Below are 16,281 nucleotides of genomic sequence, written 5' to 3'. Positions count from 1 at the left end.
CAGTTAGCGGGGAAGGGGGCAGAAAGCGGCAAGGGAAAGCATAAAAAGAGAGGCCGACATTGTGGTCGGCCTCTTTGTTGTTTATCTCAACGGAATGTCGGGTGCCCGATCAATCCTCTTCAGCCCAACGGCGTGAACGTTCAACCGCTTTTTGCCAGCCGCTGTAACGTTTGGCGCGATCGTCTCTGTCCATCTGCGGGATAAACTCGCGGTCCACGCTGAACTTGTCTTCCAGCTCGTCCGAGCTCTTCCAGAAGCCGACGGCCAGACCTGCCAGGAAGGCGGCACCCATGGCGGTGGTCTCGATACGGGTCGGACGTACCACCGGGGTGTGCATCATGTCAGCCTGGAACTGCATCAGGAAGTCGTTAGCCACAGCGCCACCGTCTACTTTCAGGGCTGCCAGCTTGATGCCGGAGTCCTGCTGCATCGCATCCAGCACGTCGCGGCTCTGATAGGCGATGGATTCCAGCGCGGCGCGGATGATGTGGTTGCGGTTGGCACCACGGGTCAGACCAACCATGGTGCCGCGAGCATACGGATCCCAGTAGGGCGCGCCCAGACCAACGAAGGCCGGTACCAGATAGACGCCGTTGGTATCGCCCACCTTGGAGGCGAAGTAGTCGGTGTCGCGGGCATCGTGGATGATCTTCAGCTCGTCACGCAGCCACTGGATGGTGGCGCCGCCCATGAATACCGCACCTTCCAGCGCGTAGTTCACTTCCCCTTTCGGGCCGATGGCAACGGTAGTCAGCAGGCCGTTGCTGGAGCGAACCGGCTCGGTGCCGGTGTTCATCAGCATGAAGCAGCCGGTGCCGTAGGTGTTTTTGGCCATCCCTTTTTCAAAGCAGAGCTGGCCGAACAGGGCAGACTGCTGGTCACCGGCAATACCGGCGATGGGGATGCGGGAGCCGCCGCCACGGGTGGTGTAGCCGTACACTTCGGAAGAGGGTTTCACTTCCGGCAGCATGGACATGGGGATGCCCAGCTCGTCCAGCATCTTCTCGTCCCACTTCAGCTCGCGGATGTTGTAGAGCATGGTACGGGAGGCGTTGGTCGGGTCAGTGACGTGAACTTCGCCATTGGTCATCTTCCAGACCAGCCAGGTGTCGATGGTGCCGAACAGCAGTTCGCCGTTCATCGCCTTCTCGCGGGCACCTTCCACGTTGTCGAGGATCCACTTCACCTTGGTACCGGAGAAGTAGGCATCCAGCACCAGACCGGTGTTCTCGCGAACGTACTCTTCCAGACCGCGCGCTTTCAGCTCCTCGCAGATGGCGGCGGTGCGGCGGCACTGCCAGACGATGGCGTTGTAGATGGGCTTGCCGGTGGCCTTTTCCCAGACAACGGTGGTTTCACGCTGGTTGGTGATACCGATGGCGGCGATCTCTTCGCTGCGCAGGCCGGTCTTGGCCAGCACTTCGGTAAAGACGGAGGATTGGGTCGCCCAGATCTCCATCGGGTCGTGCTCTACCCAGCCCGCTTTCGGGTAGTGCTGGGTGAATTCGCGCTGGGAGGTACCGACAATGTTGGCATCCTGATCAAACACGATGGCGCGGGAAGAGGTGGTTCCCTGGTCCAGAGCGACGACATATTTCTTTTCAGCAGACATGATGTTCTCCACGTTTCAATTTTCCACGTTTTTATACGTTGGAGGGGGCCGCTCTTATGCGGCAGCCTCTTCTTTGGCGGTTTGGGTCGCTTGCTCGGTGGTGACGACACGGTTGCCCGGGACGCAGGGAGCCAGCACTTTGACATACAGAGCGGTACCAATCTGGGCGCCAACGATGGGGCCAAGGATCGGAACCCAGAAGTAGGGGTTGTCACGACCACCGGTCAGGGCAACATCACCCCAGCCAGCAAAGAACGCGAACAGTTTCGGACCAAAGTCACGAGCCGGGTTCATGGCAAAACCGGTTAACGGGCCAAGGGAGGCGCCGATCACCGCGATCAGGATACCGATCAGCAGGGCGGCCGCGAAACCTTTGGGGGCGCCATTGTTGTTGTCACCCAGCGCCATGATGCCCAGCATCAGGACGGCGGTGATCACCAGCTCGACGGCAAAAGCTTGCATATTGGTCAGCAGGGCATTGGGGTAGGTGGAGAAGATCCCGGCGGTGCCGAGGCTCTCGACGCTGCCGCGCACCACGTTATGGGTCACTTCCCACTGGGTGAAAAGGTTACCATAAAGGAAGTAGACAAGGGCTGCGAAGCAGAAGGCACCGGCTATCTGGGCGATGATGTAGGGCACCACCTTGCGCTTGTCGAACCCGCAGAAGGTCATCAGCGCCAGGGTTACAGCCGGGTTCAAGTGGGCACCTGAAATGCCACCGGTCACATAGATGGCAATGGCCACACCCAGACCCCAGGTAATGGAGATTTCCCACTGCCCGAAGTTGGCGCCTGCCAGCACCAGTGCCGCCACACATCCGACGCCGAAAAATATCAGCAGGCCGGTTCCGATAAACTCGGCGATGCACTCGCCAAGCAGGGTATTGGGTCTTTGTATGCTCATACTTTTGTTCCTTATATCCACCCGTAGAGGTTTGATGTTCCGTTTTATCTTTTTGTGTCTATCCGTTGCTGCCGAAAACGTTTCCTTGTTGTTTTTGCGTCTTGCGCAAACGTTATGCTCGTTTACGCTCGTTATCGGTCGTGACAGAAAATAACCCTTCCCAATAATTTCACCATCCCCCCTCCATAGGAAATGTGGACAAGATCCCACTCATTGCTAAGAAAATGTGACGTAAAGCATCTTGATAACCGCCAGTTACCACTTAGGGGGTAGCTCGCAACCCTTGCCACACAAGGGCTAGCGCTTGCTGAGCGATTTCTCATTTGGAGCTTTTATTTGTAATAAAACTGCAATATTTGAGCATGCATCACAGATTAAATGAGCGCATATGAGCACAATAGGCTCGCTTACGAATCAGCGGACTCACATGATTCGTCGGAATGGTCAGGGCATCCTCAACCGCCCATAACAACAATAAGGAAGCAGAACATGCTTAGTCTCTTCAGGCCTGCGGCGCACATCGACAGGCTCCCGGCTGACAAGGTCGACCCCTTCTACAAACGCATGCGTTGGCAGGTGTTTTTCGGGATCTTCTTCGGTTACGCCGGCTACTATCTGGTACGGAAAAACTTCAGTCTGGCGATGCCCTATCTGATCGAGCAGGGCTTCTCCCGTGGTGATCTCGGTTTCGCGCTCTCCGGGGTCTCCATCGCTTACGGTTTGTCCAAGTTCCTGATGGGGAACGTCTCTGACCGTTCCAACGCCCGTTACTTCCTCTCCGCCGGTCTGCTGCTCTCGGCTGCCATCATGTTCATGATGGGTACCATGCACTGGGCCACCTCCAGCATTGCCATCATGTTTGTGCTGTTGTTCCTGAACGGTTGGGCACAGGGCATGGGCTGGCCGCCCTGCGGTCGCACCATGGTGCACTGGTGGTCACAGAAAGAGCGCGGCGAAGTAGTTGCGGTCTGGAACGTGGCGCACAACGTGGGTGGCGGCATGATTGGCCCGCTGTTTATCCTCGGGATGGGCTGGTTCAACGACTGGCGCAGCGCCTTCTATGTGCCTGCGGCAGCGGCGGCCGCCATCGCGGTGATCGCCTTCTTCGTGATGCGTGATACCCCGCAATCGGTCGGTCTGCCTCCCATCGAGGAGTACAAGAACGACTATCCGAAGGATTACAACGAGAGCCACGAGCAGGAGTTCTCCGCCAAGGAGATCTTCGTCAAGTACGTGCTGCACAACAAACTGCTGTGGTACATCGCGATCGCCAACGCTTTCGTTTACCTCATTCGTTACGGTGTGCTGGACTGGGCGCCAACCTACCTGAAAGAGGCCAAGCACTTCACCGTTGACAACTCCTCCTGGGCTTACTTCCTCTACGAGTGGGCCGGTATCCCGGGCACCCTGCTGTGTGGCTGGATCTCTGACAAGATGTTCCAGGGCCGCCGTGCACCGGCCGGTATCCTGTTCATGGTGCTGGTGACCCTGGCTGTACTGGTTTACTGGTTCAACCCGGCCGGCAACCCGACCATCGATATGATGGCGCTGGTGGCTATCGGCTTCCTGATCTACGGCCCTGTCATGCTGATCGGTCTCTATGCTCTTGAGCTGGCACCGAAGAAAGCAGCCGGTACTGCGGCCGGTTTCACCGGTCTGTTCGGTTATCTGGGCGGCGCCGTGGCAGCCAACGCCATGCTGGGTTATACCGTTGACCACTTCGGTTGGGATGGCGGCTTCATGGTGCTGACCGTCTCCTGCGTGCTCTCCATCATCCTGCTGGCGATGACCCTCAAGCATGAGAACATTGCCGTTGCGGCCAAGAAAGCGGCTGCCCATAAGGCATAAAACGTGATCCTCAGCTTATTGATCCCAAAGGGGATCAGGTAAACTGCCAAAAGGCCCCGCATCTGCCGGGGCCTTTTTTTGTCTCATCATCGGAGTGCAAGCGTGAAGCAAACCCAACGACATCTGGAGATCCTGGACGTCCTGACGCGGCAGGGATTTGTCTCGACCGACGATCTGGTGACCCACTTTGACGTCAGCCCCCAGACCATTCGCCGGGATCTGAACGATCTCGCCGAACAGAACAAGATCCGGCGCCATCATGGCGGTGCCTCCCTGCATTCGAGTACCGTCAATACCGCCTACAGCGCCCGTAAAGTGATGCAACTCAAGGAGAAAGAGCGCATCGCCCGCGAGGTCGCGGCCAATATTCCCGACGGCTCATCGCTCTTTATCGACATAGGCACCACCACCGAAGCCATTGCCCGCGCCCTGCTCGATCACCGCGAGCTGCGCATCGTCACCAACAACCTCAACGTGGCCAGCATTCTGACGGCCAAGGATGACTTCACCGTCATCATTGCCGGCGGCGAGATCCGCAACCGCGATGGCGGCATCGTGGGGGAGGCGACCCGCGACTTTATCGGTCAGTTTCGCATGGACTATGGCGTTATCGGGATTTCGGGGATCGACAACGACGGCTCCCTGCTCGATTTCGACTATCACGAGGTGAAGATCGCCCAGGCCATCATCGCCCACTCCCGTCAGGTCTTTCTGGCCGCCGACCACACCAAGTTCGGTCGCAATGCCATGGTCAATCTGGGCAATCTCAGCCAGATCCACGCCCTCTTTACCGATCAGGAGCCACCGGAAAAGCTGGCGCGATTGATGGCGCAACACCAGATCGCCTGCCACATCTGCTGACGGCGAAACACGCCAAGGCTGTGCCGGTCGCCCGTCAGGGCGGCCTCCTTTCTCTTTCTCTCCCCCATCCCTGCACCCATCTCACCCCTTTATAGGTATTGCCAAAACCACTATTCAATCTGGTTTTTTTGGCTATTAACCCACCGATTTTGGCCCGACGCCATTTGCTCCGCTGACCAGTCCCCTTTGCCACCTCTGGCGGGCTGTGGCGATCACACTTTCATCATAAAATGTTCGTTTGTTGTATTTTCATGTTCTAAAATGAGCGAAATCAAACATTGCTGTTATAGCAATCATAAAAATGAAAGTAGGTGAACATGAGCGAACATTATGATCTGGTCGTCGTCGGTGGCGGCATCAACGGGGTCGGCATCGCAGCCGATGCGGCAGGACGGGGTCTGAAGGTTGCCCTGTTTGAGGCGCAAGATCTCGCCTCTGCCACCTCGTCCAACTCCAGCAAGCTGATCCACGGCGGTTTGCGCTATCTCGAGCATTACGAATTCCGGCTGGTGAAAGAGGCATTGGCGGAGCGTGAGGTGCTGCTAGGTATGGCGCCTCACATCGCCCGTCCCATGCGTTTTCGCCTGCCGCACCGTCCACACCTGCGTCCGGCCTGGATGATCCGCGCCGGTCTGTTCCTCTATGACAATCTGGCCAAGCGCGACAAGCTCAAGGGGAGCTGTGGCGTGCGCTTCCTGCCGCAAGATGGCTTGACCGCAGGGATCAACAAGGGGTTTGAATACTCGGACGCCTGGGTCGACGACGCCCGGCTGGTAGTACTCAACGCCATGATGGCCCGTGACAAGGGGGCCGATGTGCAGACCCGCACCCGCTGTATCAAGGCGGTGCGCGGTTCCAAACACTGGACGCTCACTTTGGAGCGGGAAGGGGGCGAGCAGTTCACCGTCACCTGCCGTGGTCTGGTCAATGCGGCGGGCCCCTGGGTTAAGACCTTCTATGACGAGAGCCTGCACGAGAAATCCCCCCGCGGCATTCGCCTTATTAAAGGCAGCCACATGATAGTGCCGCGCATCCATGAGCGCGAAGAGGCCTATATCCTGCAAAACGAAGACAACCGCATTGTCTTCGTCATCCCTTATCAGCAGGACTACTCCCTCATCGGCACCACGGATGTGGAGCACCACGGCAGCCCGAGGGAAGCTAAGATCAGCGAGGCCGAAATTACCTACCTGTGCAAGGTGGTCAGCGCCCACTTCACTCGCCAAATTGCGCCGAAAGATGTGATCTGGACCTATGCCGGGGTGCGCCCGCTCTGTGATGACGAGTCAGACTCGCCGCAAGCGGTGACTCGTGACTACACCCTCGAACTCTCTGGCGAGTCTGACGGTGCGCCGCTCTTGTCGGTGTTTGGCGGCAAGCTCACCACCTATCGCAAGCTGGCACAGGCCGCCTGCAACAAGCTCAAGCCCTGGTTCAGCCAGATGGGGGATGACTGGACGGCGACCAGCCGTCTGCCCGGCGGCGAGTTTGACTGCTCGGTACGCGAGCTGGCCCGCGCCTTTGCGCTGGAGTTTGACTGGCTCGATGATCGCAGCGCCCTGCGCATTGCCGAGGCCTATGGCGCCCATGCCCGTCTCTGGCTGAAAGAGGATCGCGGCATTCACTTCGGTGGTGGCCTCTACGAGTCGGAAGTGCGCTATCTCATCGAGCGGGAGTGGGCCTGTTCACTGGACGATATCCTCTGGCGCCGCAGCAAGCTGGGGCTGCGCCTGAACGACTCAGAACAGCAGATGTTGCAGATCTGGCTCGACCAATACCATCAGGCTCTGCGCAAGGCGAGCTGATGTGTGACGGTGGGCAGTGCGCTGCTGCCCACCGCTTTCCACCGTAAATATGCAACAAACCTCTGATAGAACAATTACCTACACACAATAATAAAGAGCATCACATATGAAAAAACTCGCCGTTTCCCTCATCGCCTTGAGCCTTGGGGCATCCCTCTCATTACCCGTGTTGGCTGCCGATGAAGGCAAGGTGGTGATCGCCCACCGTGGCGCTTCCGGCTACCTGCCCGAGCATACCCTGGAGTCCAAGGCGCTGGCTTATGGCATGGGGGCCGACTATCTGGAGCAGGATCTGGTGATGACCAAGGATGACCAGCTGGTGGTGATGCACGATCACTTCCTCGATGGTATCACCGATGTGGCGGCGCGCTTCCCCGGCCGTGCCCGTCCGGACGGCCGTTATTATGTGGTGGATTTCACCCTGGACGAGGTACGTTCCCTGCGTATGACCGAGCCGTTCCAGCTGGTGGATGGCAAGCAGGTGCCGGTCTATCCGGCCCGCTTCCCGCTCTGGAAGTCAGGCTTCAAGATCCACACCTTCCAGGAGGAGATCGAGATGATCCAGGGGCTCAACAAGAGCACCGGCAAGAACATCGGCATCTACCCGGAGATCAAGGCGCCCTGGCTATTCCGTCACGAAGGCAAGGATATCTCCAAGGCGGTGCTGAAGGTGCTCAAGGAGTACGGCTACACCGGGAAGGATGACAAGGTCTATCTGCAGTGCTTCGATGCCGATGAACTCAAGCGCATCAACAGCGAACTGATGCCCGCCATGGGTATGGATCTGAAACTGGTGCAGCTGATGGCCGAGACCGACTGGAACGAGACCATGGTCTACGATGCCAAGGGCAAGGCGACCCCCTACAACTATGACTGGATGTTCAAGCCGGGAGCGATGAAAACCATCGCCAGCTATGCCGAAGGGATTGGCCCGTGGAAGCCGATGATCGTCACCGAGCCAGGCACTTTGGGCAAGCCGGTCTTCACCGGCATGGTGAAAGAGGCCCACGCGGCGGGCCTGAAAGTTCACCCCTATACCTTCCGACAGGATGAGGGGCAGATCCCAGCCTATGCCAAGGACTTCACCGATCTCCTTAACATCTTCCTCTATCAGGCCGATGTGGACGGGGTGTTCAGTGACTTCCCCGACAAGGCGGTGGCCGTCATCAAGGCCCATCAAGAGGCGGCCAAATAGCACTCTGGCGCCATTTGAATGCAAAGCGAGGCCAATTGGCCTCGCTTTTTGTTTCAGGTTCCCGTAACGGGAGTGTGCGCCCTGTCAGAAAATAGCCAGATCACGTCATGGTGTGCCGGATCTGCATCATTTTACGCAGTTTTTACGTAGCAGATCGCTGGCATGAAATCGGCAGAGCGGTTAGTCTAGCGGCGTTGAACCAACCCCATGAGGTACAGATGAAAACCGTATTGCGTTTTAGCCTGCTGGGCGCCTTGTTGCTGGGTGGCCATGCCTTCGCCGCCGAGCCGAAAAAATTTGATATCAGCATGTTCCCAGCCGCTGACGTGAATCAGGAACGTGTGGTGATCCGCCTGCCTGAAGTCGAGAAAGAAGCTGACATGATGGTCGAGCTGCAGGTCGGCAAAAAGATGATGGTTGATTGCAACGTACCGCGTTTTGCAGGCAACCTGGAACAGCACAGCGTCAAAGGCTGGGGCTACAACTACCTGAAACTGGGCAAAGTCTCCGACCCCATCAGCACCCTGATGATGTGCCCGGATAACCAGCAGAAAGAGACCTTCGTCCAGATCTACGGTCAGGGCTTCTTCGTGAACTACAACTCAAAACTGCCGTTCGTGATTTACGTGCCGCAGGAGTATGAAGTGCGCTACCGTCTGTGGCGTGCCGACAACCTGGCCCAACCGGCCATGATTGAGTAAGCATGTTTGAACCAAAGGTTCAGCTGGTTCACCTGATGTGATAAATAAAGCGCCGTATGGCGCTTTATTTTTGCCTGCGCAGTCCAAAAAGTGACGTGCAAATTGGCTGTACGTTTACATAAGTTTATTATTTATCAACGTTTTTTGTGTGTTATGCCACAAAATCGGCGTCAGCTATGGGGCAAAGTGACATCGATAAAAGATATTTATTAACATAGTGAGAAAATTGATTTTGCACTCGGCGATGGCCTGATGATACTTGCCCGCAAAGGTCAAACTAACCAGAAAAAAGAGCACTATGAGCTTCGAATCAGACAAGCGTTTCAACGACTTCAAACATTTTCCCCGTGGCCTGCGTCGCAGTGGCGAATTCACTGTGGCCGAAGCGGACAGTCTGGAAAAATATGGTACCGCCATGCTGGCACTCTACCAGGGCAACCTTGCACCCCGTGACGATGTTGAGTCCGCCTTCGTCGAGCAGGTCAAATCCGGCGAAGCCGGTGCCAACCCCCATGCCAAGGTGTGGTTCAAATACCTCAAGGTGATCGGTCCCAAGCGCGTTCATCGCCTCTGCACCGTCGTTGGCGGCGCCAGCGAAGAGAGCAGCGGTGGCGGCAGCTTTGATGTCGGTGGTGGCAGCGGTGGTGGCAGTGACGAGTCCATCGATTAATGGATACCGAGCTGCTTCGGACCTTTATCGAGGTGAGCAAGACCCGGCATTTTGGCCGGGCTGCTGAAAATCTCTACCTGACCCAGTCGGCGGTGAGTTTCCGGATCCGCCAGCTAGAGCAGCAACTGGGTGTCAGTCTGTTTGCCCGTCATCGTAACAACATCCGCCTGACCGCCTCCGGTGAGCGTCTGCTGCCCTACGCAGACGCCATCTTGCACACCCTTGGTCGTGCCAAGCAGGATGTGGCGCTCTCGCCAGGATTCAGCCAGCAGTTGGCCATCGGCGCGCCCGCGGTGTTCTGGGAGCTCGATTTCAACGACTGGCTTAATCACATCTATGCGCTGGCGCCCGGTTTGGCGGTGCGGCTGGAAACAGCCTCCCGTGAGCATCTCTGCCGCCAGTTGCTGGAGCGCTCCCTCGATCTGGCCCTGCTCTCCGAACCCACCAAGATCGACGAGATTGCCCTGCATCCCATCGGTGAGCTGGTGTTCGAGCTGGTGAGCCGGGATCCGGCCGCCAATGCCGACAACCTGATGCAGATGCCGCACATCCACCTAGACTGGGGCACCAGCTTCGAGCCGCAACCCAGCCGTTTGCAGAGTCTGCAAAAGACCCCGGTGCTGCACTCCAGCTCCGCCAGCATGGCGTTGCAGTTCGTGCTGGCCAACGGTGGTGCTGCCTACCTGCCACGGCGGATGGTCAGCCCCTTCCTCGAGAAGGGGGCGCTCCATCTGGTGGAGGGGGGCCAGCCGCTGAGCCGTCCGCTCTATCTCGCCTATCTGGAGAAATCCGATCGCCGAGAGCTGATCGATCAGCTGTTGACCCTGCCACTGGGTTGGCACGACGCCGAACTGCGCCTCAACGTCGAATAAGCGTCGAGTGTTATCCAAGGAAGAGCCCACCCTATGGTGGGCTCTTCTGTTTGGGGAAAAATTGCAGGGAGCGGGGTCACGTAATTGGCGCGGGAGGCTTGGCGTCATCGGCCTGTAACGGTACCTTTTCAGGCTGTTTATCCGATTGAGCACTGACAGGGATGGATTGTAATTGATCGACTTTAGTCACCCCGAATGGCGGGCACTGGCGCAGCAGTTGCTGAGCCACTCACCTGTGGTGATCCGTGGCCGCCAGTGGCAACCGCTGGTGGGCCTGCTCAAGGATAACCAGCTGCTGCTCGCTCATGGCAGCCACAGCTATGAGCTCACCCCGGCCGGACGGCGCTATCTCACCCGCGAGCTGATGCTGGCCGAGATCGCCATCGCTCCTCCTGAGCCCGAGGAGTGGTTGCATGCTCAGGGCTGGCAATTGGGGGAGCAGGTCAACGAACGGGTGCTGGCGGCGCTCTATCGCAAGAGCGAGGTGAACTTCACCCCCAACGAGCAGATCGATTTCGAGGACAAGGGGATCCGGCTCTGCGCCGACCAGCTGTTGCGCTTGCGCGCAGCCCAGCCGTTCAGCCTTTTTTTCAGCGGCGGCACCCTGATCGACGCAGCCCCCTGGTTGCAGGCGCTGGGGGAGGTGGCCCTGCCCGAGCGCACCCTGGCGGGTCTTGGCAAGATCCTGTGGGGGGAGGGGAGTATCGAGCGGGTGATCACCACAGACAGCGTCGGCGCCTTTGCCGAGTTGCCCCTTGATGCTGGCACCTTGCTGGTGTGGGCTCCCCCATCGGCTCCCCTTGCCTTGCAGCAGGTGGTGGCCGCCTTGCCTCCCAATGTGCTGTGGAGTCATCTCACCGCTCTCGACCCCGCCGGGGTGGATCGGCTGCAGGCGCTGGCCCAGCGCTTGGGGCGTCCGGCCAGCTGGTGGTTGCCCCGTGATCTGGCCCCCATTCTCAGTGCGTATGCCCAACCTTTGACCGAGGCTAGGCCGTGGGAACCGAGCCGGATCCCCAAGTCATTGTTAGCAGTTTGTAGCGGTTTGGTTGAGTCCAATGGTGGCTTGTCGGCCGAGGTGTGCGCACTGGCGCCAGCGTGGCATGCCGTTGGTTGAAATTGGTCTGAAAGCGAGCCAAAAAGCGGTTTTCCCTCATTGAACGCGGTGATATAAAGAGTTGACGAAGCGCTCGCCAGATGAGCGCTTTTGTTTATCAAGCCGCTTTGCCACCCAACGAACTCAACGGAATACAGGGAATACCATGTTTGAAAAGGTTGTTGCCGCCCCAGCGGATCCGATCCTGGGCCTGACCGAAGCCTTCCGCGCTGACTCTCGCAGCCACAAGATCAATCTGGGCGTAGGGATCTACAAGGACGAGTCCGGTGCCACCCCCATTCTTCACTGCGTCAAGAAAGCCGAGCAGAAGCTGCTGACCGACGAGAAGACCAAGAACTACCTCGGTATTGAAGGCAATATCGAATATGGCCGCATCGTGCAGCAACTGCTGTTCGGGCAGCACTCTGCGCTGGTTGCCAGCGGCCGCGCCAAGACCGCGCAAGCGCCGGGCGGTACCGGTGCCCTGCGTATCGCGGCCGAATTCGTGGTGCGCAACGGGCTGGCCAAGACCATCTGGATCTCCGATCCCACCTGGGCCAACCACGTCAGCGTGTTCCAGGCCGCGGGCCTGACCGTCAAGTGGTACAAGTACTACGACGCCGCCACCAAGGGGCTCGACTTTGCTGCCATGCAGGCCTCGCTGGCCGAAGTGCAGCCGGGTGAGCTGGTGCTGCTGCACGGCTGCTGCCACAACCCGACCGGTATCGACCCCACTAGCGATCAGTGGCGCGCGCTGGCCAAGCAGAGTGCTGCCGCCGGCTGGTTGCCGCTGTTTGACTTCGCCTATCAGGGTTTTGCCCGTGGTATTGAAGAGGATGCCGAAGGCCTGCGCATCTTCGCCGAGTGCCATGACGAGCTGCTGGTGGCGAGCTCTTTCTCCAAGAACTTCGGCCTCTACAACGAGCGGGTCGGCGCCTTCACGCTGGTGAGCGCGACCAAAGAGATCGCCGATGTGGCCTTCACCCAGGTCAAGACCGTCATTCGTGCCAACTACTCCAACCCGCCGTCACATGGCGCCGCTGTGGTCACCGCCGTGGTGAGCGATCCGGCTCTCTATGCCGAGTGGGTCGAAGAAGTGGCCGCCATGCGGGTGCGTATTCGCGAGATGCGCGAGCTGCTGGTAGAGAAGCTGGCTGCCCTCGGCGTGAGCCAGGATTTCAGCTTTATCCGAGAGCAGAACGGCATGTTCTCCTTCTCCGGCCTCTCCAAGGATCAGGTTGAGCGCCTCAAGAGCGAATTTGCCATCTATATCGTCGGCTCAGGCCGGATCAGCGTGGCCGGGATCACCCGCGCCAATATCGATCCCCTGTGCGAGGCGATCGCCAAGGTGCTGTAATCGCATCACCTTGCGCTCTGGTTCTATGCCATGAAAAAGCCCGTCACCTTGGTGACGGGCTTTTTTGATCGCCAACGGCTGATCGTCAAACAGTCAAACAATGGGAAGGGGGACTCACTGGTGGCGGGCACCTTGCCACAGCTTGCGCAGTTGCAACAGCAGCGCGGTCAGGGCGCCGCCGCTTAGGGCGGTGAGTACCGCCAGCAGCAGGCTGCCGAGCAGGAAGGGAGGCACCAGGGTGGCAGCCTCCTGCTCCAGCCAGTGCAGGGTCCAGCTGAGGTGGAAAGGCTCCGGCGTCTGGTGCAGTACCAGACAACCGGTGCGATAGGCGTAGAGATACATGAACGGCAGGGTCAGCGGATTGTTGAACCAGACCGCCAGCAGTGCCAGCGGCAGGTTGAGGCTGAATGCCAGCGCCAGACCGACTGCGATGAGCGAGTGCATCGGGATGGGGAACCAGCAGGCGAAGATCCCGGCCGCCACCGCGCCACTCAGGGCGCGAGTGCCCCCTTGCCAGAGGGCTGGGGCAAGCAGCCGTTCACCAAACAGGGCAAACCACTTCTGCTGGCGCAGGGTGTCGGGATCGAGCTTGAAGCGGGCAAACCAGCGACTCAGCATGGGCGGGCCATCTTGCGTTTTTGCCACTGGCGCACCGTGCTGATCCGCCAGAAGGTGCGGATCAGGGTGTAGCCGATAAGGGAACTGAGCAGGGCCAGGATCAGCGAGCCCAGCAACAGCGGTGGTGCCACTGTGCCGAGTACCGAGACCAGCCACTCCCAGGTGAACTCAATCTCTATCTGCTGCGCTGAATGTCCCAGCAGCTGGCAACCCACCAGATAGGCACCATAGAGCAGGGGCGGCATGGTAAAGGGGTTGGAGAGCCAGACCAACGCCACCGAGAGCGGCAGATTGACCCGGCACAGGATGGCGCCACCGGCGGCCAGCAGCATCTGGCAGGGGAGCGGCACCCAGGCCATGAAGAGGCCCACCGCAAAAGCCCCGGCGGCTGACCGCCGGTTGAGGTGCCAGAGGTTGGCATCGAGCAGCAGTTTGCCGAACAGCCGCAGGTGCTTGTGTTCTTTCAGGGTTTGCTGATCGGGCATCCAGCGTTTAATGAGTCGTTTGGGCATATTGAAACCTTGCTAAATACTTGCTCCATGGATCTGCGTCTGTTGTCGTTTGCCCTGGGGGCAAGCTCCTCACTGTTCTGGCCATGGTTACCTTCACTCGCATGGGGGGGCCTGTTGCTGTCCCTGCTGATCCCCCTTGCATATTGCCGTACCTGGCGGTGGCTGTTTCTCCTGCTCGGCATCCTCTGGATGCAGGCCAATCTTGCCTATCGGCTGGCCTGGCTGGAGCGGTTGGGCGATCAGACGAGCCACATGATAACCGCACAGCTGCAAAGTGCAGAGCCCGAGGGGGATAAATTTGTCCGGCTGTTGCTGCGGGTGAGCATCCTCGACGAGCAACCGGTGACACCTGAGCCCCTTATCCGGGTCAATGCCTATCAGGCATTGCCCGCCATGACGGTAGGTAGCCGGATCACCCTGGTGACCTCGTTGAAACCGGCTCACGGTCTGGCCAACGAGGCGGGGCTGGATGGGCGGCGTCTGCTGCTGGGCAAGGGGATCACCGCCACTGGCAATTTGCGGCGGGTGATCGACATTCAACAGGTACCTGCGGGTTGGCGCGAACGCTGGTTGGGGGCGGCGACCGAGAGTTGGCGCCCGCTTGACCATACCTCCTTGCTGGCGGCGCTCACTTTTGGCGAGCAGAGTGGCATTACGGATGCCCAGTGGGAGCTGTTTCGCGGTAGCGGCCTGACCCATATCATCGCCATTTCAGGGCAGCACATTGCGCTGGTAGCTGTGCTCGGGTGGTGGTTGGGCAGGCTGTTTGGCCTGCGTGGCGCCATTATCACCTCCCTGCTGTTTGCCGCCGTCTACAGCGCGTTGGCAGGGTTTGCGGTAGCCACCGAGCGGGCCCTGATCATGGTGCTGGTGTGGAGTGTGTTGCGCTGGAGTCGGCGAGAGTGGCCGGCCTGGCGCATCTGGCTGTGGGCCTTTGTTGTGCTGACCCTCTGGGATCCCTTCGCACTCTATTCGGCCGGCTTCTGGCTTTCGTTTCTGGCGGTGGCCATCTTACTGCTGGTGGGATATCTCCACGACAAGCCGGGACTGTGGCAGATCCAGCTCTGGCTGCTGCTCGGTCTGCTGCCGCTGCAGCTGGCGTTGTTCGAGGGGATAGCGCCCCTTGCCATGGTGATCAACCTTTTGGCGGTGCCGCTCTTTTGTATCGCTATCATTCCGCTGGCTCTGATCGGTGTGCTGCTGGCGCCGCTCTCCACCTCGCTTGCCTATGTCCTGTTCTGGCTGGCGGATTTGGGGCTCGGGTGGGTGCTGACGCTCCTGAACTGGCTGGCCGATCAACTGCAACTGTGGTGGCCACTGCCCGGCTGGTGGCTGCCGCTCTGCACCCTGCTGTTGCTGCTCTGGTTTGCCGCAAAGTGGCGCTCGGCACGCTGGCTCTGGTTACCGGGCTCCCTTGCGCTGGTGTTGGCGTGCTGGCCAGCTCCGGTCCGCTGGCAACTGCGGGTGCTGGACGTGGGACAGGGGCTGGCGGTGCTGATCAGCAAGGGGGAGCGTGCCATCCTCTATGACACCGGCGATCGCTATCCCGGAGGCTACAACATGGCGGATGCGGTGATCCTGCCCCAGCTGAGCCATCTGGGGATCCGGGTCATCGATCGCCTCATCATCAGCCACAAGGATCGGGATCATGCCGGCAATCGCAAGCGACTGCTCAGCGCCATGCCGGTGCGCCACGAGCTCTCCTCTTATCCCTTCAGTGAGGGAACGACGCTCTGCCAGCGTGGGCAACAGTGGCGCTGGCAGGGGCTCTCGTTTGCAGTGCTCTGGCCCGAGCGCCCCGGTGGCGGGCGCAATAACGATGGCTGCGTGGTGCGTATCAGCGATGGGCAGCGCAGCGTGCTGCTGAGCGCCGATATCGAGCGGCAGGCCGAGCAACGGCTGGTGGCGCTGGAGGGAGAGGGGTTGGCCAGCACATTGCTGGTGAGCCCCCATCATGGCAGTCGCACCTCCTCCACGCCCCCGTTTGTCGCGGCGGTGGCGGCAAAGGATGTGATCCACAGCGCCGGCTTTATGAATCAGTGGGGCTTTCCCCGTCCCGATGTAGTGGCCCGCTATCGGGATGCCCGCCAGTGGATCACCGGTCAGCAAGGGGCAGTACTGGTCGAACCCACTGCTGCGGGCTTGAGCGTCACCGCCGAGCGAGATCTGGGGCCTTGGTACCGGCGCAGTGGCGAGTGGTGGAGACCGCGAGTGTGGTTTGAGCAATAATCGGC

Annotated in this window: 14 protein-coding genes; 10 read left to right on the top strand and 4 right to left on the bottom strand. The window is 59.4% G+C overall.

Features of this window, described 5'->3' with window-relative positions; genetic code table 11:
• Positions 1-109: 109 nt before the first annotated feature.
• A complete protein-coding gene (gene glpK / locus OKC43_RS05730; protein WP_005337546.1) occupies positions 110-1,612 on the bottom strand; it encodes a glycerol kinase GlpK in 1,503 nt (500 codons plus the stop codon).
• 54 nt (positions 1,613-1,666) lie between these two features.
• On the bottom strand, positions 1,667-2,515 hold the full coding sequence (locus OKC43_RS05725) for an MIP/aquaporin family protein (RefSeq protein ID WP_005337544.1): 849 nt from the start codon (positions 2,513-2,515) through the stop codon (positions 1,667-1,669).
• A 489-nt stretch (positions 2,516-3,004) separates the two neighbouring features.
• Between OKC43_RS05725 and glpT the strand changes: the two genes are divergently transcribed.
• The 9 genes from glpT (at position 3,005) to OKC43_RS05680 (ending at position 12,917) form a co-directional block, all read left to right on the top strand.
• The gene (gene glpT / locus OKC43_RS05720) at positions 3,005-4,363 is read left to right on the top strand and encodes a glycerol-3-phosphate transporter (protein ID WP_005337540.1); all 1,359 of its coding nucleotides are present in this window, start codon (positions 3,005-3,007) and stop codon (positions 4,361-4,363) included.
• Positions 4,364-4,465: 102 nt separating this feature from the next.
• Positions 4,466-5,224, top strand: a complete 759-nt coding sequence (locus OKC43_RS05715; RefSeq protein WP_005337538.1) for a DeoR/GlpR family transcriptional regulator — start codon at positions 4,466-4,468, stop codon at positions 5,222-5,224.
• Positions 5,225-5,541: 317 nt separating this feature from the next.
• A complete protein-coding gene (gene glpD, locus OKC43_RS05710) occupies positions 5,542-7,029 on the top strand; it encodes a glycerol-3-phosphate dehydrogenase (RefSeq protein ID WP_236271159.1) in 1,488 nt (495 codons plus the stop codon).
• 106 nt (positions 7,030-7,135) lie between these two features.
• Positions 7,136-8,224 carry a glycerophosphodiester phosphodiesterase gene (glpQ, locus tag OKC43_RS05705; RefSeq protein WP_236271160.1) on the top strand — a complete coding sequence of 363 codons (1,089 nt, stop codon included), beginning with the start codon at positions 7,136-7,138 and terminating at the stop codon, positions 8,222-8,224.
• Positions 8,225-8,442: 218 nt separating this feature from the next.
• On the top strand, positions 8,443-8,925 hold the full coding sequence (gene eco, locus OKC43_RS05700) for a serine protease inhibitor ecotin (RefSeq protein ID WP_005337529.1): 483 nt from the start codon (positions 8,443-8,445) through the stop codon (positions 8,923-8,925).
• A 298-nt stretch (positions 8,926-9,223) separates the two neighbouring features.
• A complete protein-coding gene (locus tag OKC43_RS05695; RefSeq protein WP_005350885.1) occupies positions 9,224-9,595 on the top strand; it encodes a DUF413 domain-containing protein in 372 nt (123 codons plus the stop codon).
• A complete protein-coding gene (gene hdfR / locus OKC43_RS05690; protein ID WP_005337525.1) occupies positions 9,595-10,467 on the top strand; it encodes an HTH-type transcriptional regulator HdfR in 873 nt (290 codons plus the stop codon). Before OKC43_RS05695 ends, hdfR begins: the two co-directional genes overlap by 1 nt.
• Before the next feature lie 172 nt (positions 10,468-10,639).
• Positions 10,640-11,581 carry a hypothetical protein gene (locus OKC43_RS05685; RefSeq protein WP_236271161.1) on the top strand — a complete coding sequence of 314 codons (942 nt, stop codon included), beginning with the start codon at positions 10,640-10,642 and terminating at the stop codon, positions 11,579-11,581.
• A 145-nt stretch (positions 11,582-11,726) separates the two neighbouring features.
• A complete protein-coding gene (locus tag OKC43_RS05680) occupies positions 11,727-12,917 on the top strand; it encodes an amino acid aminotransferase (RefSeq protein WP_005347039.1) in 1,191 nt (396 codons plus the stop codon).
• 114 nt (positions 12,918-13,031) lie between these two features.
• Here the strand turns inward: OKC43_RS05680 and OKC43_RS05675 are convergent, their stop codons facing one another.
• Both OKC43_RS05675 and OKC43_RS05670 read right to left on the bottom strand, forming a co-directional pair.
• Positions 13,032-13,535, bottom strand: a complete 504-nt coding sequence (locus tag OKC43_RS05675) for a DUF2062 domain-containing protein (RefSeq protein WP_005359699.1) — start codon at positions 13,533-13,535, stop codon at positions 13,032-13,034.
• Positions 13,529-14,047, bottom strand: a complete 519-nt coding sequence (locus OKC43_RS05670) for a DUF2062 domain-containing protein (protein ID WP_005350890.1) — start codon at positions 14,045-14,047, stop codon at positions 13,529-13,531. The genes OKC43_RS05675 and OKC43_RS05670 overlap by 7 nt, the downstream gene beginning before the upstream one ends.
• A gap of 27 nt (positions 14,048-14,074) precedes the next feature.
• Between OKC43_RS05670 and OKC43_RS05665 the strand changes: the two genes are divergently transcribed.
• Positions 14,075-16,276 carry a DNA internalization-related competence protein ComEC/Rec2 gene (locus OKC43_RS05665; protein WP_236271162.1) on the top strand — a complete coding sequence of 734 codons (2,202 nt, stop codon included), beginning with the start codon at positions 14,075-14,077 and terminating at the stop codon, positions 16,274-16,276.
• Positions 16,277-16,281: the final 5 nt, after the last annotated feature.

The organism is Aeromonas sp. Y289-2 (assembly GCF_027705925.1).
Classification (GTDB): Bacteria; Pseudomonadota; Gammaproteobacteria; order Enterobacterales; family Aeromonadaceae; genus Aeromonas; species Aeromonas veronii.
This window is presented reverse-complemented; position numbering and strand designations above follow the sequence as displayed.

What these genes read in the sequence shown, in the direction of transcription:
- glpK (WP_005337546.1), bottom strand. Translation starts at nt 1,612, where the DNA reads ATGTCTGCTGAAAAGAAATATGTCGTCGCTCTGGACCAGGGAACCACC.
- OKC43_RS05725 (WP_005337544.1), bottom strand. Translation starts at nt 2,515, where the DNA reads ATGAGCATACAAAGACCCAATACCCTGCTTGGCGAGTGCATCGCCGAG.
- glpT (WP_005337540.1), top strand. Translation starts at nt 3,005, where the DNA reads ATGCTTAGTCTCTTCAGGCCTGCGGCGCACATCGACAGGCTCCCGGCT.
- glpD (WP_236271159.1), top strand. Translation starts at nt 5,542, where the DNA reads ATGAGCGAACATTATGATCTGGTCGTCGTCGGTGGCGGCATCAACGGG.
- glpQ (WP_236271160.1), top strand. Translation starts at nt 7,136, where the DNA reads ATGAAAAAACTCGCCGTTTCCCTCATCGCCTTGAGCCTTGGGGCATCC.
- eco (WP_005337529.1), top strand. Translation starts at nt 8,443, where the DNA reads ATGAAAACCGTATTGCGTTTTAGCCTGCTGGGCGCCTTGTTGCTGGGT.
- OKC43_RS05695 (WP_005350885.1), top strand. Translation starts at nt 9,224, where the DNA reads ATGAGCTTCGAATCAGACAAGCGTTTCAACGACTTCAAACATTTTCCC.
- hdfR (WP_005337525.1), top strand. Translation starts at nt 9,595, where the DNA reads ATGGATACCGAGCTGCTTCGGACCTTTATCGAGGTGAGCAAGACCCGG.
- OKC43_RS05680 (WP_005347039.1), top strand. Translation starts at nt 11,727, where the DNA reads ATGTTTGAAAAGGTTGTTGCCGCCCCAGCGGATCCGATCCTGGGCCTG.
- OKC43_RS05675 (WP_005359699.1), bottom strand. Translation starts at nt 13,535, where the DNA reads ATGCTGAGTCGCTGGTTTGCCCGCTTCAAGCTCGATCCCGACACCCTG.
- OKC43_RS05670 (WP_005350890.1), bottom strand. Translation starts at nt 14,047, where the DNA reads ATGCCCAAACGACTCATTAAACGCTGGATGCCCGATCAGCAAACCCTG.
- OKC43_RS05665 (WP_236271162.1), top strand. Translation starts at nt 14,075, where the DNA reads ATGGATCTGCGTCTGTTGTCGTTTGCCCTGGGGGCAAGCTCCTCACTG.